The sequence below is a fragment of the Streptomyces sp. NPDC058751 genome (assembly GCF_042746485.1).
Lineage (GTDB): Bacteria > Actinomycetota > Actinomycetes > Streptomycetales > Streptomycetaceae > Streptomyces.
The window spans coordinates 162,241-188,137 of record NZ_JBHYPZ010000004.1; the positions used below are offsets into that span (position 1 = coordinate 162,241).

Sequence of the window (25,897 nt, forward strand, 5' to 3'; positions counted from 1 at the left end):
CGACGCCCGGGGCGCGGACCGGGGCACCCGGAAGACGTGTCCGGGCCCCGCCCGCAGGCCCTGCGCGACACCCCGGGACACCCCGGGACAGTAGACCGGCGACACCCACGGACAGCAACGCCGCAGAGCCCTGCCACAGACCCCTGCCGCAGGACGCCGCCGAACGGCCCTGTAACCCACCCAGTCGACCCATATCGCCCATATGCCCCGATCCGCTTAGCGTGAGGGCATGATCACCCCCATGCCCAGGGACATACCCGATCTCCCCGCGATACCGGGCATCCTCCCCGCGACCCGCTCCTTCGTCCCCGCGACGGCGGTGGTGGCCCCCTCCCGCCGCCCGGCCGCGGCGGCCTACCGCGCCCTGGTGGCCCTCGCCGCGGCGACGGGCGTGGCCATCGAGATGAAGCTGGGCTCCCCGGCCCGGGTGCTGAGCCACTTCACGATCCAGACCAACCTGCTCGTCGCCCTGGTCTTCGCGGCATCGGCCCGCCGGGCCTGGTCGGCGCGCAGGCCCCTGCCCGGGGTGCTGACCGGCGGCACACTGATCTACATCTCGATCACGGGCCTGGTCTATCACCTGGTCCTGGCGAACCAGTCGAGCCCGTTCTCCATGACCGGAGGCGACGCCCCCCTCTCCGGCTGGCACGCGGTCGCCAATCAGCTCCTCCACACGGTCACGCCGATCGCCGTGGCCCTCGACTGGCTCCTGCTGACCCGCCCGACCCCACTGGCGCCGCGCCACGCGGCGACGTGGCTGATCTATCCCCTCGCCTACCTCACCTTCAGCCTCGCCCGCGGGGCGATGCTGACGCCCGGGACCCCGGCCCGCTACCTCTACCCCTTCGTCGACGTGGACCGGCACGGCTACGGAGGCGTCCTCGGCAACACCGCCGTCCTCGGCGTCACCTTCTACGCCCTGGCCCTCCTCGTCGTGGTCCTCGACCACGTACGCCCCGACCCGGTCCGGCGCCGCGTCCGACGCCCAGAAAACCGGATTTCGTCTCAGGCCACCGGTGGGCTAAAGTAAACGACGTCGCCGCGAGAGCAGCGACGATCGGGGTGTAGCGCAGCTTGGCAGCGCGCTTCGTTCGGGACGAAGAGGTCGTGGGTTCAAATCCCGCCACCCCGACAGCTGAAACACCAGGTCAGGGGCCTGATCCGCGAGAGCGGGTCGGGCCCCTGAGTGGTTTCCTGGGTCGTCTTGGGAGCCGTTTGGGAGCCGACTTCGGGAAGCGGCTCCCCGCATCGGGCTGCCTCGTTGTCAGTGCCTGCCGCTACCGTCGCTGGGAACAGTTCTCCCTCGACCGTGAGTGGTGAGCAAGACATGGCAGACCGAGTGGCCGAGGGCAGCGCAGACCCTCGCAAGGTTTTCGTAATCCACGGACGAAACGAACTCGCGCGCAAGGGACTCTTCGAGTTCCTGCGGGCGCTGGGCCTCGATCCCATCGAGTGGTCCGAGGCCATCCAGATGACCGGCAAGGGCTCCCCGTACATCGGTGAGGTCCTGGACACAGCGTTCTCGAACGCTCAGGCAGTAGTCGTCCTCCAGACCCCCGACGACGTCACCTACCTGCACGAGAGCCTCACGTACGCCGGGGACCCCGAGTGCGGCCCGCAGATGCAGCCCCGGCCGAACGTCCTGTTCGAGGCGGGCATGGCCATGGGTCGAGACGAGAACCGCACCGTCATCGTGGAACTCGGGCAGGTGAAGGTCTTCAGCGACATTCACGGCCGCCACGTGATCCGCCTCGACAACTCCACGAGGAAGCGCCAGGACCTCGCGACGCGCCTGCAGACGGCCGGGTGTGCTGTGCGGATGACCGGCACGGACTGGCATGACGCCGGCGACCTCACTCCCCCGGTGCCGCCGGGTGGCGGACTTCCGCTGGGACGGAAGCTGCCGTCCTCGCAGGCGGCTGGAACCCCCCGGCTGAGTGCCCGCTACGTCGACAACGGGTCGAGGAAGATGGGGTCGGTCGTGATCACTAATCACGGCCCCGGAGACGTCTACGACCTTGACGTGGAAGCCGAAGAGAAGGACGAGCTCGTCACACGCAACCAGGGTGAGTTCCCCGTCCCGAAGTTGCCGGCCGGTAAGTCGGTGCGCGTGATGAGCGCTCGCTCCCTGGGGACGGGGTCAAGCTCCTATTTCAACGTCGTCCTGACGGGCAAGACCGCCGATGGGGTGCCGATCAGGGTCGAAGAGTTCGTGGACGGGGCCTGACATGGAAATTCCGATGAGCCTGCCTCTCGACCACGACGGTTTCGTGCGTCGAGAGTGTCCCCACTGCATCAGCCAGTTCAAGTGGCACCACGGACCGGCGAACGAAGAGGCCGAACAGCAGCCGTCACCCACTGCCTACTACTGCCCTCTTTGTGGGCAGCCAGCGGGGCCGGACTCCTGGTGGACGCAGGAACAGATCGACTACGCCAGAGGCGTGATCGCTCCCGCCGCAGCACGAATGGTGGAGGACGAGCTGAAGAACGCGTTCAGGCCGAGCCGCAGCAAGTACCTGAAGGTCAGCGTCAAGAGCGACGTGGACTCCCGAGAGGTGCCTTCGCCGCTGACCGAGCCCGACGACATGGTCATCGTGGCATCCCCCTGCCACTCGTACGAGCCGGTGAAGGTACCCGAAGACATCTCAGGCCCATATCACTGCCTCGTATGCGGTCAAGTCTTCGCCGTCTGACCTGACGCACTAACGAAACGCAGGTGCCCCCACGCGATGTTCGCGTGGGGGCATCGGTGTGAGGCATCAACCAAGTAGCGCCGACCCACGGGCACTGTGTGCGCGCAGAATCTCGTTGAGCACGCGCACCGGCGATGTCGGACACATGGCCAGGCGGGCGTCGAGCGCCGCCTCCCACTGGTCGGTCAGGCCGGCCATGAGGCGGCGGCGCATGCCTGGAGTGACGTGGGCATAGCGGGCGGAGACGGAGCCGTCGATGTGGCCCATGCGCTCGTCCATGAGGACCTTCTCGGTGCCGAGGTCCTCCATCATCGTGCGGTGGGTGTGGCGCAGTCCGTGCGGGGTGAGGCCCTTGGCGATGGGGACCCAGCAGGCGTCCGCTCGGTCGGTGGCGTTGCGGCCTCGTGCCGGAACGCCGGGCCACGGTTCACCGAGGAGCGGCACCGGACGTGCCTCCTGGGGTGCCTTCTTCGGGTACCAGCCGGAGACCGCCGGCGTGAACAGCCAGGTGGCGAAGCCGTTTCGGCGCCAGTGGGCCGCGTGCTCGGAAACCGTTCCGCCGCGTACGAAGCCGAGGTCCACGATGGCCTGCTCAACCTTGACACGTGTGGCTTCGGCGACGCGGTCGGGGTGGTTGAGGACGTTGGACACCGTGCCCGTGGAGACGCCGGCACGGCGGGCGACGTCGACGAGCTTGGCGCCCTGGTGGCCGCCCGTGCGTGCCGCGCCGAGCCCTCGGTAGATGTACGCCTTGCCGTGGCAGGGGCAGGGCGTCGGCTTCGTACGGGCGATGTGATTGACGACGAGCGCCGACAGCCAGTCCATCGAGTCGATGGTGCGGTAGCTGTCGTCCTTGGGCGGGACGCGCACGAGCTCGCCAGTGTCCAGCTCGTACAGCTGCCATTCGACGCGGAAGGATCCGGGCCGGGCGAACTCCGTCTCCAGGCCGACCATTTCGGCCCAGCGCATGCCCGTGTAGCCCTTGTGCACCACGGCGACGAACTCGTCGTCGCGGCCAGAGAGCAGTGACGCCCGCTCGGCAGTCAGCAGGATGCCGAGAGCGTCGGTGATGACCTTCTCCGGGCCGCGGTCGCGGGAGCGGCCAGCGCGCTTACCGCGTCCGCGCCGCCTGGCAGCCGGATTGGACGTGATCACGCCCTCGTCGATCGCGTCCTCGATGATCAGGTGGAGCGTCGAGCGCCAGGTCTTGACGCTTGAGGCCGCGTACACGGCCCGCTCCTTCTTCTCCCACAGCTCGACGTCCGTACGCAGGATGCCGGCGAGGGCCTTGTCCTCGAAGTCGGGGAGCAGGTGCTCCTCGATGTGGCGCTTGTAGTTCTGCATCGTCGAGGCGGCCAGGTCCTGGGCCTCGTACCAGCGGCTCGCATACTCTCCGAACGTCTCCTGGCCGAGGGCCGGATCGCGCCAATCGCCCCGCCGGAACTTGTTCTCGGCCTCACTCGCGGCGCGCTGGGCCTCGCCCTTGGTGGCGAACCTGATCGCCTTGCCGCCATCGTCGACGACCGTGAGGTGCTTGCCAGGAGCGATCTTGTATCGGCCGCGCCAGTAGTTCGCGCGTTTCTCCGCGAATCCCATGTGTTCCCCCTCCTCTTGTGTCGCCTCTTACGCGGCGGTCCCGAACTGGTCCTGGCGCGCTCGGCGTGGCGGTCGGGCGCGGAGACGGCTCGTGGACGGGGGTTCGGCGGGTGGAGAAGTGCGACGGGGCGCGTTCATTTTCGGGACAGCGGCAGTCACAGCAGGGCGGCCGGGGACGACCGGACGGGCCTCGTGCATACGGATGATCTCCGCGAGGTGTTCGCCGGTGAAGCGGTAGGCGCGGCCGACCCGGGTGAAGGGGATCAGCCGTCGGCGGGCACGGTCTTTGACCCACCACGTGGAGCAGCCGAGCACTGCAGCAACGTCCTCGGGAAGGTAGAGGCGCGGCGGCACGGTTTCGGCGTCCCGGGTCTGTGCGGAGGCGTGGGGTATCGCGGTGTGGCGCAAGCAGGGTCCTCTCCTGGCCTCGACGTGTGGGGCGGCAACCCCGGCCGGGCCGGTGTCGTTCAGAGATGGGATGGGCGTGTGGCTGGCCGGGTCCTGGGGTTTGCGGTCCAGGGCGGCCGGAGGAGCGGGCTACGGCTGGGGTGGGAGCCCGAACTCCTCCTGGTTGATCTTCATGGTGTTCTCGGCGATGGCGTTGCTGACCATCACGTCGGCCTCCTCGCGGATGTCCGGGTGCTCGTCGAGGTAGGCGGCGAGTTCGGCGTTGGCCCGGCGGTACACGTGCTGGGCTCGCTGGGCGGCCGCGCTGGCGGCCACGACGGTGTCGATCAGCTCCATGGCGCGGCCGGCGGCGGCCAGGGCCGGCGGGCCGACGAGGTTGGACAGCGACACCCCGAAGACCTCGGCGAAGCCGATGGCCTCGTCGAGGTTGATGCGGCGCTTGCCGTTCTCGATCCGCCAGACCGCCGACGGGTTCATCTCATAGCCGGCCTCGTTGAGGCGGTCGGAGAGCGTGGTGGTGCTCCAGGCACGGTTCTCGCGCTCGGCCTTGATCCGCTTGGCGGCGTTGTCCTCGCCCTTGAGCAGGACGCCCTCGCGGTCGTCGTCGGACATTCCCCCTCCTTCCTCTCGCAGCAGGTTCCTGCAATTCGCAGCACCCTAGACGGTACACCATGCTCTGCTACTTGCAAAGCAGCTATGCCTAGTGCATAGTGATAGATGTGCCGCACCGCTGCGATCCGCTGGAGACCGCCATCACCTAGCCCGACAAACAGAAAGCCCCCCGGTGCTGAAGACACCGAGGGGCTCAAAGCGCAAACCTCACGCCGCCCATCCCTGAACGACTAGCTGCAGAGCCGGGATTGCCGTCCCGTATGGCCCGCAGATTGAGGAGCTCGATGTCCAGTATGGACGAAGCCACCCCGAACACGCCATCGCTTCCCGTCGAGTGGCCGCCGACCGCTGTCCCCGGCCAGCCGGCCAGCCCCCAGCCGGATCCCGCCGAACCCTCCGAGGGCGAGCAGGTGCTGTCCGACCTGCGGGCGCAGTTCCGGCGGTATGTGGTGCTGCCGAGCGAGGACGCACTCACGGCGGTGACGCTGTGGGTGGCTGCCACGCACCTGCAGACCGCGTGGCAGCACGCCCCGCGTCTCGCGGTCGTCGGTCCGGCGAAGCGGTGCGGCAAGTCACGGCTCCTGGACGTGGTCACCGAGACCGTCCACGACCCGCTGATCACGGTCAACGCCTCGGCCGCCGCCGTCTTCCGGTCGATCACCAAGAACCCTCCGACGCTACTGGTCGACGAGGCCGACACCCTCTTCGGGTCGGCGAAGGTGGCGGAGAAGAACGAGGAGATGCGCGGGCTCCTCAACGCTGGCCACCAGCGCAACCGCCCAACTCTGCGGGTCTCCGGCCCGAACCACGAGGTGTCGAAGTTCCCGACCTTCGCCATGGCGGCCCTCGCCGGCATCGGGGACCTGCCCGACACGATCATGGACCGGTCGGTAGTCATCCGGATGCGCCGCCGCAGGCCCGGCGAGAAGGTCGCCGAGTTCCGCACCGTACGGGACACTCCCGCCCTTCACGCCCTGCGCGACCGGCTCGTGGCCTGGCTCACCCCACTCCACGCCACCGCCATGGATCTGACCCCGCCGTTGCCAGTGGAAGATCGGGCGGCCGACACGTGGGAGCCGTTGGTCGCCGTCGCCGACCTCGCTGGCGGTCCGTGGCCCGAGGCCGCGCGCGCCGCTTGCCTGGCGATGACGAAGCACGAGGCCGAGCAGGATCAGGACCACAGCGCCCTGAACAACCGGCTCCTCGCCGACATCCGCCGCGCCTTCGCCTCCGAAGGAAACCCGGCGGTCATCCGTACCGGCCGCCTGCTCGGCATCCTGAACGAGGACGCCGAGTCGCCCTGGCCCGAGTACAGCGACAAGGGCCTCACGCCGCGCGGCCTGCAGATCCTGCTGAACGACTACGGGATCCGCTCGGCGAACCGCCGCTTCCCCGACGGCTTCCAGGCCAAGGGCTTTACCCGCCTGCAGTTCACCGACGCCTGGGCCCGCTACTGCCCGGAGCCCGCACCGGCCGCCGAGCCGATGACCTTGCCGGAACCCGCGACCAGCGCCTGACCCGGCACGACCCGTCCCGACTCGTCGCCTCGCAGGTCAGGGCCGGGACGGGTCACCGGCCCGCAACGAGTCGACTCGACATCGCCGCCCTGACCCGTACCTGCTCTGACCAGGCATGCGACGGGTCGCGACGGGTCCCACCTGCCACGGCCGAACCCATCTTTCTCCCTGCCTCATGGAGCACCCTCCCCTTGCCTTCTCCCAGCACCACCGCACCTCCCGCCTCCCTGCCCCTCCTGATCCGCGCGGGCGTGGCCCTCCTAGCCGTGGCCGCCTTCGCTCTCTCGTACGACGCCCTGCGTCAGATGGCCGCTGCCAGCCACATCCACCGGCTGCTCACCTACGCCTTCCCTCTCGTGATCGACGGCTTCATCGCCATCGGCATCGGCGCCCTGCTCGTCCTGCGCACCGCACGCCTGCGCTCCCGTGTGTATGTCTCGGCCCTGGTCGGCATCGCCACCGCCACCAGCATCTGGGCCAACGTCCTGCACGCCATCCGCCTCAACCAGCAGGGCCGCCACAACGAGCTCGTCCTCGGCAACGTCACCGTCGGCATCATCTCCGCCATCGCCCCACTCGCCCTCGCCGGAGCCGTCCACCTCTACCTCCTCGTCCAGCGCCACCCCGCACCCACCGAGCCACAAGAAGACGGCCGCCGCATCTCGGCGGCCACCACTCCAGAACGTGGCGCAGCGGCAGCCACAAGCGAGCCGACGTCCGCCGAGGACGTGGCTCAGGGCTCCGCCGAGCAAGTGACTCAACCCAAGGAGCCGCCCGCCAAGCAACGTGGCGAGAAGCCGATGGCCACCTTCGAGGAGGCAGTCGAGATCGGACGCACCGCCCCCTTGGGACGTGGCGGCCAGGTATCCCGCCGCAACGTCGAGAAGGCCATCCGCGACAAGGGCTTCGGCATCGGCCGTCAGCGCCTCGACCAGGTCAAGGGCTTCCTCCAAGCCGAACTCGACCGCAACAACGCCGAAGCCGCATAGGCCCGAGCCCGCCCACGGGCCAGCCGCTCGCCCCAGAAATGCCCTGGGGCGAGCACGCTTCCCCCCTGCCCCCAGCCGCACCGTGAGAAGGCCCGACCATGCCCGTCCAGCCTGTCCCCGCTTCCCTCCACACCACCCAGCACTCAACCACCACCCCAGCCCCGGGCGGAGCAAGGTATGACGTTGGACCGTCCAAGGGCCGGTCCCACGCGGAAGCCTCCGCCCCGGGGGTGGCGGAGGCGAGTCCCCGGCGCGAGGGCGCACCGGGGACAGGAGGCGCGCGTGCCGCCGACGAGGCCGCGCTGCGCCGAGTCGCCCGCCGCCGCGCCCGCCAGGACGTGCAGCGCAAGGAGCGTGTCGACGTCCGCTACAGCATCGACGAGAAGCAGGCGATCCTCGCCGAAGCCCGCCGCCACAGCCTGGCCGGCGCGCATCTCGTCGGCGCCATTGTCATGGCCCACCTGAACGGCGACCTCGCACTACCCGAGCAGCGCGCTGCCACCGACGACCTGATCGACGAGTACGCCGCGCTGCGTACCGAGCTCGCCAGGATCGGCACGAACGTGAACCAGATCGCCCACCGCCTCAACGCCGGCGGCCATGCACACCCTGTGGACGCCTCCGTTCTCGCCGAGGCCCGCCGACTCGTGGCGGTAGTCCGGCAGGCGGTCATGGCGGTCGATGCCGCCGCCGACGCGGCCGCCACAAACCACCGGATGGCCTGATTGATCGCAAACATCGTCAAGCCCGGCCACAAGACACGAGGCGTCCTCAACTACCTCTACGGGCCCGGCCGCGCCAACGAGCACACGGATCCCCACCTCGTCGCCTCCTTCGACGGCTTCGCCCCCGACCCCGGCCGCGATCCCGACGCCACTCTCGCCCAGCTCGCCACCGTCCTCGACCTGCGAGTCAAACAGGCCGGCGCCAGGGCGCCGAAGAACCACGTCTGGCACTGCTCGATCCGCGCCGCCCCCGAGGACCGCCACATGTCAGACGACGAGTGGGCCGCCATAGCCCGCCGTGTCCTCGACGTCACCGGTATCGCCCCGGTCGGCGACCCTGACGCCTGCCGCTGGGTCGCCGTCCGCCACGCCGCCGACCACATCCACATCGTCGCCACCAAGGTCCGGGGCGACCTCCGCCCGCCACGGAACTGGAACGACTTCCTGCGCGCCGACAAGGAACTCGTCGCCATCGAGAAGGAGTACGGGCTCCGCCAGGTCCCGCGCGGAGACCGCACCGCCGCCAAGCGCCCCACCCGCGCCGAGCAGGAGAAGGCCCGCCGCACGGGGAACGCCCGGACCTCCCGTGAGCACTTGCGCACCATCGTCCGCACCGCCGTCTCGGCCGCCACGACCACCAAGGAGTTCTTCCGGCTCGTCGAAGGGGCCGGCGCACTCATCGACGTCCAGCACTTTCCTTCCGGCGACGTCCGCGGCTACAAGGTCGCCCTCGACGACGACACCAACGCCCGGGGCGAGCCCGTCTGGTTCTCCGGCTCCACCCTCGCCCCCGACCTCTCCTACCCCAAGATCGCCTCACGCCTCACGGCCACCGAGACCGCACCGGCGGAGCGGACCGACGCCCCGGCCTGGCGACGACTCTCCATCGCCATCGACCAGACACCCGACCAGCTCACGCACGACAAGGACGAGGCCGGGCAGGCCCACATCACCGTCCTCGCCGAAGCCCTCGACGCGCTCCCCCTGGGCGCCCCCGCCAGCCTCCGACCGCAGCTCGTCCAGGCCGCCACTGTCTTCGAGCGCGCCGCACGGTCCCGCATCCGCGCCCAGCACCAAGCGGCCCGGGCCACCCGCCGGGCGGTGAAGGCGATCCTGCGTGAGCCCGCCCCAAAGGACGGAGCCCTCCTCGCAGCCGTCCTCGACGCCCTGCTGCTCGCGGTCATCGCCACCCAGCACTGGCACCGCACCCGCAACCACACCCAGCAGGCCGAAGCCGCCCGCCAGACCGCCGCACACCTCCGCGCCGCCTATCAGGCCCAGGCCACCGAGCCACTGGCCGCGCTCCGACAGCGAGGAACACGGCTGGCCGAGTCACTGCGCCGACGGCAGGAGTTCACCCTGTGCCGAGCCCTTCCCGAACTGGCCGAACAAGTCCTCGCGGAGCCCGGCTGGCCTGCTCTCGCAGCCACCCTCGCCCGAGCCGAAGCCGCCGGCCACAAGCCCGCCGCTCTCCTCACCGAAGCCACCGCCCGACGGGAGACCGACACCGCCACAAGCGTCAGCGAAGTCCTCACCTGGCGACTCCACCGCCTCGCCGACCTGACCGGCACCACGAGCCGTGCCCCGGCATCCCCGTCGGCCCCCTATCTCCCGACCAACACCAGCCAGCAGCGCCGCACGCGCTGAACCCCACCCTCAAGGAGCACCCCCTGAAGATCCACCCCGCCGCCGACATCTTCCCGATGCTCGAGCCCGACGAGCTGCTCGACCTCGCCGAGTCCATCAAGACGGGGGGCCTGTACAAGGAGATCGTCCTCGACACGGACGGCGTCCTCCTCGACGGCCGCAACCGCCTCGCCGCCTGCAAGATCGCTGGCGTCGAACCCCGTTTCACCACATACACCGGCGACAACCCCCGAGCGCTGATCTTCTCCAACAACGTCGTCCGCCAGCACATCGCCAAGGGCCAGCAGGCAATGATCACCGCCATGGCCTGTTCCTTTTCGGGACACTCCCTGCGCGGCCTGGCCAAGACCCACGGCCTCAGCCGCACTCGCCTCTCCGCCGCCAACGTCGTCCTCCAGCACTCCCCCCACCTCGCCGAACAGGTCCGCATCGGCGCCTTCCCACTCGACGCTGCCTACGACATCGCTCGCGAGCACAAGGCCCAGGCCGACGCCCTCCAGGAGAAGCGCAACCGCCTCACAGAGAACGCCCCCGACCTCGCCAAGCAGGTCGCCGGAGGCCACCTCACCCTCGACAACGCCATCACCACACTGGAGGAACGCCAAGAACAGACCCGCATCCGGAAGCAGATCGCCGAGGCCGACGAACTCCGTCTCGCCGACGGCCACACCACCCCGCCCCTGACCCAGCTCGCGGAGCGGGGAGATATCACCTGGCACCAGGCCGACCAGCAGGCCGAGCAGTACCTCACCCACCGTCAGTCCGCGATCCACCACACCCAGCAGGCCATCGAACAGGCCGCGCAGCACTGGGCCACGATCCGGCCCCCCATGCTCCGCCCCGGCACCGCCTTCGCCCGCGAAGTCCACGCCGGCCTCTCACTCGAAGCCCAGGAACTGGCCGCCCACCTCTCCCGACGCACCTAACGGTGAGCTCCTCGGGCCCAAACTCAAGGAGTCTGGGCCTGGGGGCGTAGCCATCAGCTGGCGTAGGGGAGTTCCGCCGCACGTTGTGTTCCCTGAGGAACAGCGAGGAACAGGCGGCTCTTGGGGCAGGGAGCACAAGCCAGGACCACTGGCCCAGCAACTCCTACACGCGCACAGCCTCCTGGGTACCGTGCTGGTGGCGAACGGGCAGCAAACACGCCGAACACCAAAGCAGTTGTGCAAAATCTCTGACATCAACTAAAGTCAGAGCCGCACTGGAATGCTTCGATGCGTAGTCCGACCTGAGGAGTCGTCCGCATGAGTATGCCTTCGTCGTCGTGGACGACCGACGTGTTCGGCAAGCACGCAGCAGATGTACGCCGCAGCGTCGGGCAGGGCCTTCGCAACATGCAGGCCAACGCACAGGCCGCACAGGAACAAGCCTCATCCCGTACCACCCGCGTCTACGGCACCAGCCGATACGAGAACCAATACGAGCGGCTTCAGGACGAGCTCAAGAAGGTGCCTGGCGCCCGTGCGGTCAAGCCGTTCCAGTTCTCTTACGAGCTGATGCTCATCGGCAACGGGCTGATCTACCCGTTCCGGTACTCCAAGACCAAGTCAGACGTCCGTAGCGCGCGCATCCCCAGCGAGTCCCGGCTGGTGCAGGAGCTCTTCACGTTCGCGCCGGCGCCGAAGCACATTCAGGATCCGTTCGACCTCGACTTCGGGCCGACCGTCCCGATCGCCGAACCGCGCGGCGCTCTGGCGACGGTCCCGCAGGGCACCCAGCTGGTCCTCGTGCCCTTCGCCTGCAACGCCTCCGAGCTCCTCGAGGCGTACTGGGGCATCGCGGCACTCGGAATGAACCGGCAGCTGGAGTGGGCCACCGATCCCGAGCCGCTTCACCTGCCTCAGGAGGTCACCTCGTACACGCTGCGACCGATCAGCATTCCGAACCAGGTCACGGCACACACCAGCTTCGCCGACGGAATCGAACCCACCCTTACGCTGTCCTCTCGTACCGCCTCGGACCAGGCTCTGCACGTCCCCGTGCAGACCGAGGCAGAACCTGTCGAGGACCAGACCAGCGAAGACGATGCGACCCATTAAGCAAGACCTCATCCCCGGTACGGAAGAACGAGGCACCACGCCACGTGCTATCTCCGACGGCTTCGATCCCACCCGGCTGACCCAAGCCCGTCGTCTGGCTGAGATGACGAAGAAGGACGTGGCTGTCCAGCTCGGGGTGACGCCTGCCGCTGTCGGTCAGTACGAGACGGGGGTGTCGAAGCCGCGACCTGACTTGATCCCCCGGCTCGCGGAGATCCTCGGGGTTCCGGTGACGTTCTTCCTGCTGGGTAGGCCAGCCAATCGGCTCGACGCTTCCATGGCCCATTTCCGAAGCCTGCGCAGCACGCCGAAGTCTCAGCGAGAGCGTGCGCTCGCCTTCGCGGAGCAGATTTGGGAGCTCACGTACGCGCTGGAACAGCGGATCCAGTTGCCTCTCGTCGATCTGCCAGGCTTCGCTGGTGGGGAGGTCCATCCCGGCGAGGAGCTGTCCACCGACCCCGTGTCAGCAGCCCGCGAGCTTCGCAGGCGCTGGGGTCTCGGCGACGGCCCTGTCACGCATCTGGTGAGGCGGATGGAGTCCCACGGAATCGTGGTGGTCATGCCGCCTGCCAGTGATCCCTCCGCTGCGAGCGTGGACGCCTTCTCCACCCGGGCAGCACGGCCGCTCGTCGTTCTGACCGCCAACCGGGCCGACGACATCTACCGGCACCGGTTCACGGCCGCCCATGAGCTGGGCCACCTTGTTCTTCACGGCGATGCCACTGGTGACAGCCGTCAGGAGAAAGAGGCTGACGCATTCGCAGCCGAGTTCCTGACCCCCCAGGACAGCATCCTTCCGTTCCTGCCGCGGCGAATGGATTTTGCACGCCTGGCCGAGCTCAGGGGAGTTTGGGGGGTCTCCCTCCATTCGCTCGTCTACCGATGCCGCGAACTGGGGCTGATCTCCGACGCGACTACCAGCAGGACGTACCAGCGCCTACGCGCTCTCGACGGCCAGCCGGGCTTCACCGCGGAATCCGTCTCGAACTTCCCCAGTGAACAGCCTTCGCTGCTTGGACAAGCCTTCGAACTGGCTGCCAAGGAAGCGGGCCTATCGGTTTCCCAGCTGGCTCATGAGTTGGCGTGGACAAGCAAGAGGGTGCAGGACCTGCTGGGCGTTCAGGAACAGAGGCCGGTGCTCCGGCTGGTCCAGTAGCAGCGTCGCTCGCCCCTAGGAGCCGCGGGAACGGTTCGTTCCCCGACACGGCCCCGAGAGCTTCCGGCACCAAGCCCGTAGCACGTAACGACGCCATCAGGGCCGGCTCATCTCAGAGTCGGCCCCTGATGGCGTGCTGACGTACTCGAAGGCTCAGAGCGATGCCTCGACTCCGAGGCATCCGGCACTCATGGCTCCCCGTAGGACGTGGGCGATCTCCTCGGGCTGGAGGTCGATGCCGTCGAGCCCTTCCACGGTCAGTGGGATCTCCGCCAGTGCGTACTCGCCGCCTCGGTACCGTGCTGGTGACGAACTCGGTACGGACAGAGCTTCACCGCACCTGATCCGGTACTCAACGAGCGGCTCGGCGAGTCGTGACGCACGCAGCCCGAGGCGCAGCGAGGGCGTCATGCGGCTCGGATCGTGGGTACCTGGGCAGCCCACGTCGTGACCCGAGTCAGCTGCTCCGGCTGGAGCCCGACGCGGGGGTCGGGCTGGACGAGAATGGTCGCCGCGCCTCGGGCGGTACGGGCTGCAGCCCAGTCGTGGTCAAGGCGGGTGAAGTCGTCGTCGATCCAGACAGCGGGCGCATCACCGAGCCAGGTGTCGACGTGGTCGCGCTTCCACAGGTAGCCGTTGGGGTGGCTGGTGGTGATCTGCGGTCGCGGGAGATCGACGTACGGCAGGGCCGGGAGGCCGAGGAGCGGTCCGACCAGGGTGGCTGCGTCCTGGCGCCAGCTGGTGCACCAGACCGGGGTGACCAAGCCGGTGCGGATGACGTCCATGAGCAGGCGACCGAGGTCAGGGTCGAGCCAGATGGTGACGGGGTTGTCGGCGCTGCGACCGGCGGGGACGACATCGTGGCGAACGTGTGTGGCCGGGGTGGTCCCGTCGGCGTCGGGGAAGGGTATGAGGACGCCGTCGACGTCGAGGAGCAGGTAAGGCGGGCGCATCGGTCCTCCAGTAGCCAGGCGAGGGCGGCGGTCAGAGCTTGCGGGCGCGGATCAGCAGGGTGGTGGGCCACTGGCCCATGCGGGGGTCGTGGAACTCCTGGGCCGAGGTGAGCCAGAAGCCCGCCTGACTGAGGTGCTTCTCCCAGCGGTCGGTATCGAACTCCCATCGGGCGATGGGGAGACGGGTGCGGTCGGGCAGGGTGACGTGGTCGCGGCGGGGGCGGTCGTCGCCGGAGGGGCTGCGGCCGCCACGCTGCGGGTGGGGGACGGAGAAGGCGAGCACCCGGCCGGGCGTGAGGTGCTGGGCGATGGCCGGGAGCAGGAGTTCGGGGGCGACGAGACCGACAGCGCCGAAGACGGAGTAGATCGCGTCGAACTGCTCGTCGGAGGCTTGGAGGTAGTGCAGAGCGTGGCCGGCGGCGAAAGTGAGGTTGTTCAGCCGTCCGTAATGGGAGCGGGCGCGGCGGATCTGGAGGCCGACGAGGTCGACGCCGATGATGTGAGCCCCGTGCCGGGTGGCGAGGTGGGCGGCGTTGTGGCCGGGGCCGCAGCCGAGTTCCAGGAGTCGCTTGCCGCGCAGGTCGGGGCCGAGGATCTCGGCACCGGATCCTTGGCCGGGTCTCGTGGTCCATTCCATGCGTGCGGGTACGGACAGGGGCTCGGCGAGTCCGGCTGCTGTGCGTTGGAGGGCGTGGGCGTGCCATGGGGAAGCCTGGGTGAGCACGTCAGATCTCCAGGTGGTGGAGCACATCGGTGAGGTGCCGGCGGACGGACTTCATGTACGCGGGGTCGGTGGCCGGGTCGTTGATCCAGCGAACGGACTGCTCCATGAACCACTCGACGGCCCACATGCGGTGCCAGCCCAGGGCCCAGTTCTCGGCGGTGAGCCCACCTCGCTTGGCAAGGGCGTCGGGGGTGCCGCCGGCGGTGACGTACTGCTCCAGGAAGACGCGCAGGCGCACGGGGTGCGGGGGCTCGATGGTGCCGTGCCAGCTGGCGAGGTCGAGCAGACCGGGGCCGGTGAAGGCGCGGGCGAAGTCGAGCAGCCGCCAGCCGCGCTCGCCGATGTGAAGGCTGGTGGGGTGGAACTCGGAGTGCACCCAGCCGAAGGGGGCGATCGTCGCTCCGGCCGAGCGGACGTTGGCGGCCTGGGCGATTCGGTTAAGTGCGTCCTCGACGTCGTCGGCGTCCTGCCACCGCTCAGCCTTACGCAGCCCTCCGAGGTGCTCCAGCGCCCGGGACGGGAGCGTACGCAAGCGTTCCTGGTCGAGGACGGGCAAGGGCGGAGCCGTACGGGCGCCGTGCAGGACCACGGCCGCGGCAACGCCGTCGAGGTCGTCGGCCTCGCGGACGGACGGCCCGAGGTCCTCCAGGAGCATGCCGAGCCAGCCGTCCAGGACGGCGGAGGCGTGGACCTGGGGGACGGGAACGCCGAGGGTGTGGGCCAGGCGGAGGGCCTGGTCCTCGCAGTCGAACGGCCTCTTGGCGTACTTGAAGACGGCCGTGGCACCGTCGGGGAAGGCCACGCGCTCGACTCCGGACATGGACCACACCCGCACCTCCTCCCGTACGACGCAGGTCTGGCCGACCATGGTGAGCAGGTTGTCGAGGAGTTCGGCGCTGGGGTTCGTGGTCACGTGAGGGCTCCGGGGATGTTGCGGCGGCCGGGGCGGGCGAGAAGTGCCGGCCCGCCCCGGAGCCTGGTCGGGTGGGTTACGTGGCGGGGTTCACGCGGTGGGCGTAGACCTGCTCGATCCAGCCCGCCTTGAACGCGGCGAGGTCGTCGCGGAAGTTCGCCATCGAGGCACCGTAGGGCGCGACGACGCCGCCGGACTGGTCCGGCACGGACTGGCAGCCGTGCACGAGGCGGCCGCCGAGCGCCGTGTGGGCCTTGATGGACTCGATCCGGCGGTGCTCGTTGAACCAGCCGCCGTGGTAGACCTCGTCGAGCATGCCGCCCGTCTCGTCGTCCAGGTCGAAGACGACGGAGGTGGCGGCGGGGAAGAACCAGCACGGGCCGACGTTGGAGATGTGCCCGTCCAGCTCTACCTTGTTGAGCGCCATGAGCGTGGCGGCCTCGCGCAGCATCCGCAGGTGGTCGGCGGTGATCTGTGGCAGTCCGAGGCCGGCGAGGTGCTCGTCGCGGAAGAGGTAGGCGTACACCTCGTACGCGGTGGCCAGGACACGGGCCGCGTCGGAGGTGGACTCGCTGTTCTGCTTGATGAAGTCCAGTGCGAGCTGCTCGACCGCGCTCTCGGTCGTCTCGTCGACGCCCAGGAGCTGGGTCTTGACCAGCTCCCAGTCGGCGACGAGCCACGTGTTCGACTCGAAGCGGAAGAAGTACTCGGCCGGGTCGATGGTGATGCGCCGGCCGTCGACCTGGACGCCGGGCAGGCGGTTCCAGCGCGGGTCGAATGCCTCGGGCAGTTCGACCGTGATGGCCGTGGTGTCGATGGTGGTCACCGTGTCTCCGTCTCTGAATGGCCGGGTTCGGGCACAGGAATGCCCGAGCCCGGTGTGGGCGTACGGAACTTCGGGGTGCCGCCCGGACCAAGGGGGAGCCTGGATCACGGTCGCGCCGTTCCGGGCGGCTGCTGATAAGTGAACCGGTGGTCACGCTCAGTGGGTACGGTGGAAGGCAGTTGAAGCGGTATACGCGGTTTACAGCTCCAGGGCGGAGGCGATCGTGGCGGCGCAGAGAGACCCCAACTCTCGTCTGCGCGACGTCATCGCGACGGTCGACTGCACCTACGAGGCCCTCGCCCGAGACGTGCGGCGCATCGCCGCCGAGAACGGCGAGATCCTCCAGACCAACAAGTCGGCCATCTCTCACTGGGTGAACGGCACCCGCACCCCGTCGGGCCGGGTAGGCCAGTACCTGGCCGAGGCACTGTCCCGCCGAGCGGGGCGCAGGGTCACCCAGACCGAGATTGGCCTCCAGGCCGGTGATGCCAAGGAGCCGGTGGAATCCGACCCCGTCCTCGCGGTCACCGACCTGGGTCGGGCCGACGTAGAGCGGCGCCGCTTCCTCGCCATCGCGGCCTTCACCACCGCCGGCGTTGCCATGCCGCTCGGTTACGACCACGAGGCCACCGCCCGTATGCTCCGCGCTCGCACCGGCACGTCCGTGGTCGGCGCGGAGGACGTGGACGTCGTACGGCAGATCACGGCTGCTTTCAGCGCGGCCGACGAACGTCTTGGCGGTGGGCACGGCCTGACCACGGTCACGGCCTACCTTGCCGACACCGCCGCCCCGATGCTCCGCGGACGCTTCCCCGGCGAAGCGTTACGCCAAGCCGCCTTCGGCGCCGTCGCCGAGCTCGCCTACCTCGCAGGCTGGAAGCACCACGACCTCGGCCAGGAAGGCGCCGCACAACGCTACTACCAGGTCGGCTACCAACTCTCCTGCGAGGCGGACCCCCACGGCCACGGGGCTTGGATGATGCGCGCACTCGCCCACCAGGCCCTCAGCCTCAAGCAGCCCCACCACTGCGTCGACCTCGTCGAAGGCGCCCTCCGGGCTGGACTCGGCCACGTCGACGGCCAGACCGAGGCCCTCCTCCACATCACCCACGCCCGCGCCTACGCCGCCGTGAACGAAAGCCCCTTGGCCGCGCGCGCCCTGCTTGCCGCTGAGGACGCCCTCCTACGAGACGATGGCCCCCAGCCCAGCTACTCCCGTGTGAGCGGCCCCGCCGCCGGCACCGTGGCCAGCCACACAGCCCGCACCCTCACCGACCTCGCCGACCACATCGGCACCGAGCAGCAGCACCGCGACGCCCTCACCCGCTGGGACCCCGAGAAGTACAAGCGCGTTCATGCCCTCACCCACGCCGACCTTGGCGACAGCCTCGCTGCTCAGGCTCGCGCCGACGAAGCGGTCGCCGCCTGGACCCAGGCCCTGGTCCTCATGGAGGGCATGACCTCAGATCGCACCCGCAAGGCGATCTCCTCGATCCGCTCCACCCTCGCGGTCTACCAGCGGCGCAAGGTGCCCGGCGCCGCCGATCTCGCCCGCCGTGCACGCGAGGCCCTCGCCTAACATGCCCAACAACTCGCCCGACGAAGGGAACCCCGTGGCCCAGCAGACCGACGACCGCTCCCAAGCCCTCAAGCCGGCGCTCGACTCGATGACCCTGCTGGTCGCCGCCGTCATCGTCCACGACAAGGCCACCAACCGCGTCGTCCTCCTCCAGCGCAGCCAGAACGCCAAGTTCGCCCAGGGCATGTGGGACCTCCCCGTCGGCAAGAGCGAACCGGGCGAGCCCATCACCAAGACCGCGGTCCGCGAGCTCTACGAGGAGACGGGTCTCACGGTGAAGCCTGAGTCCCTCAAGGTCGCCCATGTCATCCACGGCGCGTGGGGCGTCGAAGCCCCCAACGGCTTCCTCACCGTCGTCTTCGCCGCCCACGAATGGACCGGCAAACCCGAGAACCGCGAACCTCGCAAGCACGCCCAGGTCCGCTGGATCGACGCCGACGCCATCCCTGAAGCCTTCGTCGACACCACCGCCAGCGCCCTCCACCGCTACCTCACCGACGGGCCACAGGTCTCCTTGGACGGCTGGAAGTAGTCTGGCTCGCACGGTCCCGGCGGAACCGCTCACTTCGCAATCGCCCCAGGGCGGGCGTGGCGATCGATCCGTCCGCTGGGCCGTCTGCGGCAGGCGCAGGGGGCTCGGGCGGCCCATGGCGAACAGCGACCAGAGCGAGCCGTGCCCGAGCCGCTTCCCGCTGGCGGAGGCGTACATCATGCCGCCTGGGGCGTCTCTGGGTGGTCCGGCGCCCCTGCAGCCTTCCGGTACATGTCGTCGACAGCCTCCCAGGTTCGGCTCCGATCAGTCGGTACGCCGGGGTGCCCTCCGGCAACAGTGTGTACAGAGGCGACCTTCGATGGCACCCGTGTGGCGTCCTCTGCCGTCGAGGCGCATCCTGGTGGCGAGATCGCCGGTAACGGGCCTCGCTCCTGTGCCCGCCGGGCAGCAGCGTAAAGGCGCTGCGCAGCCCGTCCGTCGCCTGTGGGAGGAAGCGGGATGACAGTCCGATCGGCCGGGGATCCGGATCGCTCGGAGAGCTTCGGGGAGGGGCTGCTGGGCGGGCTCCTGGACCGGGCCCACGAGCTGCCACCGCATCGGGTCGGTCCGGTGCTCGCCGACACGGTGGCGCGGCTGGGGGGACGGGATCCGCAGATCCTGCTCCAGGACTACGGGCAGCAGAGGCTGGTCCCCCTGCCGGGCGAAGGGCTGGCGGGCGGGGAACCCCAGCCCATCGACGGCTCCGAGGCCGGCCGGTGCTTCCTCACCTCGCGCCCGGTCGAAGTCGTGCTGGCCGACGGGGTACGGGTCCTGCTGCCGTTGCTGGACGGGGGCGACCAGGCGGGTGTCCTGGCCGTCACGCTGGACGCCGTCGATGACGACGACCGCCGCCTGCTGCGCAGGATCGCCGGGCTGATCGCCGACATGGTGCAGACCAAGAACGGCTACACCGACCTCTTCTTCCGCACCCGTCGCAGCGAACCGATGAGCGTCGCCGCCGAGATCCAGTGGTCGCTGCTGCCACCGCTGACGATGGTGACGCCGCGCGTCGCCGTCGCCGGCGTTCTGGAGCCCGCTTACGACGTGGCGGGCGACAGCTTCGACTACGCCCTGAACGGGGACACCTTCCACCTCGCCATGATCGACGCCATGGGCCACGGTCTGGACGCGGCCACGATGGCCACCGTGGCCATCGGCGCGTACCGGCACGCCCGCCGGATCAGCATCGAGCTGTCCGAGATCTACCTCTTCATGGACCGGGCCGTGGCCGAGCAGTTCGCACCCGACCACTTCGTGACCGCGCAGATGATGCGGCTGGACACGAACACCGGCCGCCTCCAGTGGGTCAACGCCGGGCACCCCGCCCCCATTCTGATCCGCGGGCACCGCGTCGTAGGCCGCCTGGACAGCCCCACGACCCTCCCTGTCGGCTTCGGAGGAGCACAGCCGCAGGTCAGCGGAGTGACGCTCGAACCGGGGGATCGCGTCCTCTGCTTCACCGACGGGTTGATCGAGGAACACGAGAGCGGACAGGAGGAGTTCGGCGAGGACCAGCTGATCGACTGGGTGAACCGACTGGAGCGGGCGGACCGAGAGGTCCGCGCGGTGGTACGGGACCTCTCCCACACCCTCAAACGGGCACGGGGCAACGCCACTTCGGACGACGCCACGCTGGTCCTGGTCGAGTGGTGTGGATGACGGAGGGCCGTGCCGGGAGGCGCCGGCGAGGCGGCCTGCAGGGCGCCAGGAACTTCGCCATCCTGATCATGCTGGCTCCGGGCGGTGTGTCACCGGTTCGGGATGCGTTGCGACAAGGATCTCGGCGGCCTGGGTAACGTTGTCGGCTCGGACCGCGCGGGCCATGGCGTCACGCGCCGCGTCCGGTGTCGTGTCCGGGGGCACCACCAGGAGGGCGAAGTGGTCGCTGTCGCCACGGGTGATGAGGACGGTGTCGTCGCCGACGGGGAAGGAGTCGAGGTGCACGACCCGGTTGTCGACGACCACACGAGTCGGGAACTCCTCCCAGGCGTCCGTGTCCAGGCCGACGCGCGTGATGGGGCCGAGGTGTGTGGTGAGTGCCTGGATCAGGGCGGGTAGCTCGGTCCCGACGTCGCGGGAGCGGGGCCACCAGGCGCCGTCCAGGACGCCTTCGCGGGCGGGCGTCGTCTGCAACCGCAGCAGGGCCGTTCCGGGCCTCACCGCTCGGTGGATCTCGTCCGGAAGGAGCTTCCGAGGGGTGGGAGTGTCAGAGTCAGCCATGGTGGTCCGCCTGCCTGCGCGGGGCCGCCGGCACCTCATGGCCGGCGCGATACCGCCGTGGTCTCACGGTACTCCGCGTGCCCGCGGTCCCGCCCGCGACCACCGGCCGGGCGGCGTTCCCGGTCGGAAACCAGCTGGTCGGAAACCGTTCGTCCGACCCCGGCGCGGAGTAGGCTGAAGGTACCGGGAGTAACTCGAACACCCGCTCCCACGCGGACGTCGTTTCCGGCGATCAAGACACTGGGCCGCCCCGCAGGGCGGCCCGGGGACGGGTCCGCGATCATGACCACCACCGTCGCACCCCCGCTTTCGGCGCGCCTTTCGCTGACGCCGAAGACCACCCTCGTCGGCCTCTTGGACGGCGCCTGGTGGCCCCGCTCGCGACACCTGGCCACGGAACTTCCTGACCTGGTCGACGCGCTGGAGGAGCACTTCGGCCGCATCACTCGCGTCGTGGTGAACCCCACCCGCTGGCCCGTCGTCCCGCACAAGGTCGCTTCCGGCAGGCACACCGTGCACGTCGGCTGGTTCACTGAACAGGATCCCGACAAGATGATCCTGCTCTCCTACACCGTCGGCCGCTGCGACCTGCTGGTGATCCCGCCCGAGACCGAACCCGCCGCAGCTGCCCGGCTGATGACCGCCGCCGCCATCCCCGGCAGCAGCCTCACCGCCGGTGTCCTGATGTCCGACGAGGCCGCGACCGGCCGCCGTATGCGGGACGCCCGAAGCAGCGAGGACGCCTGGGAGACCGAAGGCGGGTCCGCCCCGCCGCCGGTCCGGCACCCGGTCGTCGGAGCGCGGATGATCCCCCTGCCCGGGAACCCGCGGAGGTGACGTCATGGAGACCTTGATCGCGCTCGCGGCAGGCGCCCTCGTGATCGCGCTCGGCATGCGCCTGATCCACCAGCTCAACGCCCAGCACGACGCACGCATCGCGGACTACCACTTCAGCGACCCCTTCCCGGCCATCGCCCGTCCACCCGGCCACAGCCCCCGCAGTTCGTCAGGGCAAGCGCCCAGCCGCAGGCGTACGGGCACCTGGCCCTGACCCCAGACCACTCCTCCGACCGAAGGCCGCGGGTGGGGCACCCGACACCCGGGACAACCCACCCGCCGGCCTCTCGCTTCGCCGGTGAAGGGACCAAGCCCCTTGTACCCCGCCGACACGGCGAGCGTCGGCCGTTCCTCACGCATGGAAAGGACTCGGTCATGGCGACACTCCGCGAGCGACAGGTCTACCGCGAACGGGTCCTGACCGCCCTCTACGAAGCCACCGAAGGCAACCGACTCCTCGGAGTCCCGGGGCCGAAGCTGCGGAACGACCTGCGCATCCCGGAGGAAGACTTGGCCGCCGCCTGCACCTACCTCGCTGGCGAGGGCCTGATCACCGTCGACTGGGAACCGGGCAACACACCCGCGATGGTCTCCCTCACCCACCAGGGAATCCGCCGCATGGAGGCCGAAGAGGAAGAACGCGGCTGAGCCGGACTCCCCCGATGGCCCGCTCTCCCTCTCGGCCTCTCCGGCCCGCAGTCGTAGAATTGAACGTGGATCGAGCACTCTCACGTGTGACGATCCGGAAGGGCGGCCTCGGCGGAGTGAATGCGCTGGGGCCGTTGTGACGACCGCCGCCATGAGGCCCGTGCACCCGACGTCATGCCGCCGCCTGATGCTGATGGCCCACCTCTCGCGCGAGGTCCAGTCCGAGGACGCGGTCGGGAAACGCGAACGCCCAAGCTCATAGCGCGAGCCACCGGGCAAGGTTCCCTCGGTGGGCACCGTAGGTATGTCCCTCCTGGGAGCCGTCTGGGAGCCGACTTGCTCCCCAAGCCCCCGCGACACCGCCCGAGCCCGCCGCACACCAACGCTGTGACCAGGCGAAACGACAAACCGGCCGGTGAAGATCCGGGCCGAACCTCATTCGGGACGAAGAGGTCGTGGGTTCAAATCCCGCCACCCCGACACTGGTCAGAGGCCACATAGGAACGTTCCTATGTGGCCTCTGTCATGCCCGGGGGGCCAAACAGGGGCCAAACGAATTTGATCAGGCCACCGCGTCGCCCTCTTCCCCGTCTTCCGCACCCTCCCCTTCCTGATCTTCGGCGAAAATGTCGTCCATCGCTTCGGCGCCCTGCGTGATCACGGGACGGAGCTGCTTGCGGTAGACCGCCTCTGTGGTCGCTTGGCTGCTGTGGCCGACCAGGAGCGCGATCCGCTCCAGGGGGATGCCATGGTCGGAAAGCAAGGACACGAAGCTGTGCCGGAGCTCCCGCGGGGTCCACTCCGGCTTCAGTCCGGTCTTCTTCACGATGGCCTTGAAGTCTCGCCGGACGTTGGCAGCGTCGAGCGGCTCGCCGCTGCGCGTCGTGAAGACACGTCCGGTCGGGCTCCGCTCCATCCCTCTCGATGCCCGTTCCTGCTTCTGCCAGCGCATGTGCTCTTCGAGGACTTCGACCACCTGCTTCGGCAGAGCGATGGTCCGGCGGCTCTTCCTGGTCTTGGTCTCCCCGTGCTTGCGCACCGAGCGCCACACCGCGACGTGGGGCGGGACGCCGTTCTCCGGCTCCAGGAAGACGTGATCCCAGGTGAGGGGCCGCGCCTCTTCCGTGCGGACACCGCTGAGGAGCGACAGCACGAGGTAGGCGTACAGCCGTGACGCGGGCCGCAGTGAGCACGGCTTTCGCCTGCTCCAAGTTCAGTGCCTTGCTCGGTCGGCCGGGGCGTCCCTCCGGTGCGGTGACAAGCAGGGCGACGTTCCGCGCGGCCTTGTCCCGGCGCTGAGTGTGTGCGATGGAACGGCGCAGGATGGCGAGCAGGTCGCGCAGGCTTCGCGTCGCCAGGAATTCGGCCCTGTCGTCCAACCAGTCGTCGACGTCGTCCGCACTGAGTTCCCTCAGCTTGGCCTTGCCGATGAACGGGATCAGGTGCTTGTTCGCCATCGAGCGGTTCTTGCCGATGGTGCCCTTCTCGTCGCGTCCCCTCAGTCCGCGCTCCAACCAGTCGTTCACCGCGTCGGCCACGGTGTAGTCGGCCGGCGCCTTGACGCCCGTCTGTATCTCCTTCTTCAAGTCCCGGATCTTGTTGCGCACTTCGGTCTTCGTCTTGCCGTACACCTTCGGTCGGCGGCGCTTGCCGTTCGGGCCGTGTCCCAGGGAGACGGCTCCTACGAAACTCTTCTTGGCCGGGTCCCAATAGATGGTGTCCGCACCATGGCCAGCCATTTGGACGCGCTCGGGGTGTCGGTCATGCTCTGTCGTGCCTCCATAGAACAGGGCCGCACCCTGCCGGGCGCGGTCCTGTGGAACTCGGGTGATGGGGAACTCAAGCGGTGGCTTCTGCCTCGCGCTTGAGGAGTTCGACGTACCGCTCGATGTACTCCGGCGGCACGAGACGGCGACGGCCGATGCGGACGGTCTGAAGTCGTCCGAGGCGTATCTCCTCGTAGACCATCGAGCGTCCGATACGAAGGGCCTTAGCCGCTTCTTCGGGCCAGTAGAGGAGCTGTTCGGCAGGTACAGCAGCGGTGGTCATGCGGCGGTGCCTCCTCGGCAGGGTTCCAGGGGCTGTGGCCCCCTTCCTGTCAGGTCCGCTACTTCCGCTACTTCCGCTACCGCCCTGGTCAGGGGCATGATTCAGGTAGCGGATAGAGGTAGCGGTAGCGGTAGCGGTAGCGGTAGCGGTAGCGGTAGCGGTAGCGGTAGCGGTAGCGGTAGCGGTAGCGGTAGCGGATAAAGCCGCTACCGGGCTCTAGGGGCTAGGGGCCGGGCGGTAGCGGGTGGATGGATTTGGACGAGGGCGTGCCGAAGAGCGATGACCATGCGAGAACCAGCGCTCGTCTGACCACATGGGGCTGTCTGGCGGGGCTGGCGCTCGCGCTGATCTGCACTCTCGGCTTCCCTCTGTGGGTTGCCGTGGCGATTTACTTCGATGGCCGCTAGACCGCCTCGGGGCAGGTAGCGGATAGGGCGTCGCGGTAGCGGATGCGGAGTGCCGATCCGCTACCGCTTCCAGGGCTCTGACCTGCCCGGTAGCGCAGGTAGCGGAAGTAGCGGACTTTCCACGGGGGGGCGGGCAGTAGCGCTGCCACGCGTCGTGCAGGTCGGTCGCGTAGTAGCCCTTCATGACGCTGCCGCCGGTCTTGATGTTGCGGGCCGCAATCGGGGTGTTGTCCGCGGTCATGTACTCCCGCAGCATCCGCGACAGCCCGCGCGCGTCGAGCGGCTTGCCGCTCATATCCGCCCACGGCGCCTCTTCGAGACCGCGCAGCCGGTCGAGGATGGCGACAGTGGGCAGACGGTCGATGCCGTTGAACACGTAGTCACGCAGGTCCGTGAGCAGGTGTATTCCGATGCTGCCCTTGTCGCTGGTCTTGGCCGCGTTCACCAGCTCGATGCAGGCAGCGCGAGCCCGCGGCGTCTGCGATGGCGAGCAAGGGCTCCCACACGTCCGCAGGCCGGTTGCTGATGCTCTCCGGCAGCTCCCGGGAAGACCCCGTCGACCAGGTGACTCACGGACTGCGCCCATGTGGCGAGCCGATCGCGCAGCGCGTGCCCTTCCTTCTCGTGGATGCGCTGCCGGAACGGCTCGACCTGCTCGTTCGGGGCGCGGCGCCGCATGCGGACAATGACCGAGCGGGTCAGGATCGTGTCCGGCAGCGAGCCGAGACCGGCGACCGCGACCCCGCTCCCGTCTGCTTCGTCATGTGGCCGTCTTCGGTGTTCAACTTCCTCCCCGGCATGGCCGGTGGGGCGATCGTCATCCCGGT

General features: G+C 69.1%; 27 protein-coding genes, 1 tRNA gene and 2 pseudogenes. 17 read left to right on the top strand and 13 right to left on the bottom strand.

The features are described 5' to 3' along the window. The first annotated feature begins 229 nt into the window (after positions 1–229). From ACFW6B_RS05965 to ACFW6B_RS05980, 4 genes are all read left to right on the top strand, one after another. On the top strand, positions 230–1,030 hold the full coding sequence (locus ACFW6B_RS05965) for a Pr6Pr family membrane protein (protein ID WP_386592445.1): 801 nt from the start codon (positions 230–232) through the stop codon (positions 1,028–1,030). A gap of 28 nt (positions 1,031–1,058) precedes the next feature. Continuing rightward, a tRNA-Pro gene (locus tag ACFW6B_RS05970) sits at positions 1,059–1,132 on the top strand. Between the two features lie 195 nt (positions 1,133–1,327). Next, a complete protein-coding gene (locus tag ACFW6B_RS05975; RefSeq protein WP_386592447.1) occupies positions 1,328–2,227 on the top strand; it encodes a TIR domain-containing protein in 900 nt (299 codons plus the stop codon). 13 nt (positions 2,228–2,240) lie between these two features. Next, positions 2,241–2,693, top strand: coding sequence for a hypothetical protein (locus tag ACFW6B_RS05980; RefSeq protein ID WP_386592449.1), 453 nt, complete (start codon positions 2,241–2,243; stop codon positions 2,691–2,693). A gap of 66 nt (positions 2,694–2,759) precedes the next feature. On the opposite strand, the gene ACFW6B_RS05985 is transcribed toward ACFW6B_RS05980, so the two are convergent. The 3 genes from ACFW6B_RS05985 to ACFW6B_RS05995 all read right to left on the bottom strand — a co-directional run bounded on the left by ACFW6B_RS05985 (position 2,760) and on the right by ACFW6B_RS05995 (position 5,309). Next, positions 2,760–4,289, bottom strand: a complete 1,530-nt coding sequence (locus tag ACFW6B_RS05985; protein WP_386592452.1) for a LacI family DNA-binding transcriptional regulator — start codon at positions 4,287–4,289, stop codon at positions 2,760–2,762. Positions 4,290–4,316: 27 nt separating this feature from the next. Then, positions 4,317–4,697 (bottom strand): helix-turn-helix domain-containing protein, encoded by a 381-nt coding sequence (locus tag ACFW6B_RS05990; protein ID WP_386592454.1) that lies wholly within the window; start codon positions 4,695–4,697, stop codon positions 4,317–4,319. 129 nt (positions 4,698–4,826) lie between these two features. Continuing rightward, positions 4,827–5,309, bottom strand: coding sequence for a helix-turn-helix domain-containing protein (locus ACFW6B_RS05995; protein ID WP_386592455.1), 483 nt, complete (start codon positions 5,307–5,309; stop codon positions 4,827–4,829). A gap of 293 nt (positions 5,310–5,602) precedes the next feature. On the opposite strand from ACFW6B_RS05995, the gene ACFW6B_RS06000 reads away from it, so the two are divergent. The 7 genes from ACFW6B_RS06000 (at position 5,603) to ACFW6B_RS06030 (ending at position 13,382) form a co-directional block, all read left to right on the top strand. Further along, positions 5,603–6,826: a DUF3631 domain-containing protein gene (locus ACFW6B_RS06000; RefSeq protein WP_386592714.1), complete on the top strand. Its 1,224-nt coding sequence runs from the start codon at positions 5,603–5,605 to the stop codon at positions 6,824–6,826. A 191-nt stretch (positions 6,827–7,017) separates the two neighbouring features. Further along, positions 7,018–7,815, top strand: a complete 798-nt coding sequence (locus ACFW6B_RS06005) for a DUF2637 domain-containing protein (RefSeq protein WP_386592457.1) — start codon at positions 7,018–7,020, stop codon at positions 7,813–7,815. A 230-nt stretch (positions 7,816–8,045) separates the two neighbouring features. Further along, positions 8,046–8,540: a MobC family plasmid mobilization relaxosome protein gene (locus ACFW6B_RS06010; RefSeq protein ID WP_386592458.1), complete on the top strand. Its 495-nt coding sequence runs from the start codon at positions 8,046–8,048 to the stop codon at positions 8,538–8,540. Further along, the gene (locus ACFW6B_RS06015) at positions 8,541–10,187 is read left to right on the top strand and encodes a relaxase/mobilization nuclease domain-containing protein (RefSeq protein WP_386592460.1); all 1,647 of its coding nucleotides are present in this window, start codon (positions 8,541–8,543) and stop codon (positions 10,185–10,187) included. Positions 10,188–10,243: 56 nt separating this feature from the next. Next, a complete protein-coding gene (locus tag ACFW6B_RS06020; RefSeq protein ID WP_386592461.1) occupies positions 10,244–11,113 on the top strand; it encodes a hypothetical protein in 870 nt (289 codons plus the stop codon). Positions 11,114–11,431: 318 nt separating this feature from the next. Continuing rightward, positions 11,432–12,226 (top strand): hypothetical protein, encoded by a 795-nt coding sequence (locus tag ACFW6B_RS06025; protein ID WP_386592463.1) that lies wholly within the window; start codon positions 11,432–11,434, stop codon positions 12,224–12,226. Further along, the gene (locus ACFW6B_RS06030; protein ID WP_386592465.1) at positions 12,213–13,382 is read left to right on the top strand and encodes a helix-turn-helix domain-containing protein; all 1,170 of its coding nucleotides are present in this window, start codon (positions 12,213–12,215) and stop codon (positions 13,380–13,382) included. Before ACFW6B_RS06025 ends, ACFW6B_RS06030 begins: the two co-directional genes overlap by 14 nt. A gap of 153 nt (positions 13,383–13,535) precedes the next feature. Here the strand turns inward: ACFW6B_RS06030 and ACFW6B_RS06035 are convergent, their stop codons facing one another. From ACFW6B_RS06035 to ACFW6B_RS06055, 5 genes are all read right to left on the bottom strand, one after another. Further along, a complete protein-coding gene (locus ACFW6B_RS06035; protein ID WP_386592467.1) occupies positions 13,536–13,793 on the bottom strand; it encodes a hypothetical protein in 258 nt (85 codons plus the stop codon). Continuing rightward, complete coding sequence (locus ACFW6B_RS06040) at positions 13,790–14,335, bottom strand: HAD domain-containing protein (RefSeq protein ID WP_386592468.1); 546 nt, start codon at positions 14,333–14,335, stop codon at positions 13,790–13,792. The genes ACFW6B_RS06035 and ACFW6B_RS06040 overlap by 4 nt, the downstream gene beginning before the upstream one ends. A gap of 31 nt (positions 14,336–14,366) precedes the next feature. Next, positions 14,367–15,059, bottom strand: coding sequence for a class I SAM-dependent methyltransferase (locus tag ACFW6B_RS06045; RefSeq protein WP_386592470.1), 693 nt, complete (start codon positions 15,057–15,059; stop codon positions 14,367–14,369). Position 15,060: 1 nt separating this feature from the next. Beyond that, on the bottom strand, positions 15,061–15,972 hold the full coding sequence (locus ACFW6B_RS06050) for an aminoglycoside phosphotransferase family protein (protein ID WP_386592473.1): 912 nt from the start codon (positions 15,970–15,972) through the stop codon (positions 15,061–15,063). 76 nt (positions 15,973–16,048) lie between these two features. Beyond that, positions 16,049–16,798 carry a hypothetical protein gene (locus ACFW6B_RS06055; RefSeq protein ID WP_386592475.1) on the bottom strand — a complete coding sequence of 250 codons (750 nt, stop codon included), beginning with the start codon at positions 16,796–16,798 and terminating at the stop codon, positions 16,049–16,051. A 223-nt stretch (positions 16,799–17,021) separates the two neighbouring features. On the opposite strand from ACFW6B_RS06055, the gene ACFW6B_RS06060 reads away from it, so the two are divergent. The 3 genes from ACFW6B_RS06060 to ACFW6B_RS06070 all read left to right on the top strand — a co-directional run bounded on the left by ACFW6B_RS06060 (position 17,022) and on the right by ACFW6B_RS06070 (position 20,568). Further along, complete coding sequence (locus tag ACFW6B_RS06060; protein WP_386592477.1) at positions 17,022–18,377, top strand: tetratricopeptide repeat protein; 1,356 nt, start codon at positions 17,022–17,024, stop codon at positions 18,375–18,377. A gap of 1 nt (position 18,378) precedes the next feature. Further along, positions 18,379–18,909, top strand: coding sequence for an NUDIX domain-containing protein (locus ACFW6B_RS06065; protein WP_386592479.1), 531 nt, complete (start codon positions 18,379–18,381; stop codon positions 18,907–18,909). 459 nt (positions 18,910–19,368) lie between these two features. Beyond that, on the top strand, positions 19,369–20,568 hold the full coding sequence (locus ACFW6B_RS06070; protein WP_386592481.1) for a PP2C family protein-serine/threonine phosphatase: 1,200 nt from the start codon (positions 19,369–19,371) through the stop codon (positions 20,566–20,568). Between the two features lie 66 nt (positions 20,569–20,634). On the opposite strand, the gene ACFW6B_RS06075 is transcribed toward ACFW6B_RS06070, so the two are convergent. After that, positions 20,635–21,129 carry a DUF5994 family protein gene (locus ACFW6B_RS06075; protein WP_386592483.1) on the bottom strand — a complete coding sequence of 165 codons (495 nt, stop codon included), beginning with the start codon at positions 21,127–21,129 and terminating at the stop codon, positions 20,635–20,637. Positions 21,130–21,411: 282 nt separating this feature from the next. On the opposite strand from ACFW6B_RS06075, the gene ACFW6B_RS06080 reads away from it, so the two are divergent. The 3 genes from ACFW6B_RS06080 (at position 21,412) to ACFW6B_RS06090 (ending at position 22,614) form a co-directional block, all read left to right on the top strand. Further along, positions 21,412–21,966: a DUF5994 family protein gene (locus tag ACFW6B_RS06080; RefSeq protein ID WP_386592485.1), complete on the top strand. Its 555-nt coding sequence runs from the start codon at positions 21,412–21,414 to the stop codon at positions 21,964–21,966. Positions 21,967–21,970: 4 nt separating this feature from the next. Further along, positions 21,971–22,180: a hypothetical protein gene (locus ACFW6B_RS06085; protein WP_386592488.1), complete on the top strand. Its 210-nt coding sequence runs from the start codon at positions 21,971–21,973 to the stop codon at positions 22,178–22,180. 161 nt (positions 22,181–22,341) lie between these two features. Continuing rightward, positions 22,342–22,614, top strand: a complete 273-nt coding sequence (locus tag ACFW6B_RS06090) for a hypothetical protein (RefSeq protein ID WP_386592490.1) — start codon at positions 22,342–22,344, stop codon at positions 22,612–22,614. A gap of 562 nt (positions 22,615–23,176) precedes the next feature. On the opposite strand, the gene ACFW6B_RS06095 is transcribed toward ACFW6B_RS06090, so the two are convergent. The 4 genes and pseudogenes from ACFW6B_RS06095 to ACFW6B_RS06110 all read right to left on the bottom strand — a co-directional run. Further along, entirely contained in the window at positions 23,177–23,767 is a 591-nt protein-coding gene (locus ACFW6B_RS06095) for a site-specific integrase (protein WP_386592492.1), read from the bottom strand. 280 nt (positions 23,768–24,047) lie between these two features. Then, a pseudogene (locus tag ACFW6B_RS06100) lies at positions 24,048–24,353 on the bottom strand (site-specific integrase); the annotation flags it as partial. Positions 24,354–24,453: 100 nt separating this feature from the next. Beyond that, the gene (locus tag ACFW6B_RS06105) at positions 24,454–24,663 is read right to left on the bottom strand and encodes a helix-turn-helix domain-containing protein (RefSeq protein WP_386592494.1); all 210 of its coding nucleotides are present in this window, start codon (positions 24,661–24,663) and stop codon (positions 24,454–24,456) included. 432 nt (positions 24,664–25,095) lie between these two features. Beyond that, positions 25,096–25,811, bottom strand: a pseudogene (locus ACFW6B_RS06110) (DUF3631 domain-containing protein); the annotation flags it as partial. Positions 25,812–25,897 lie beyond the last annotated feature (86 nt).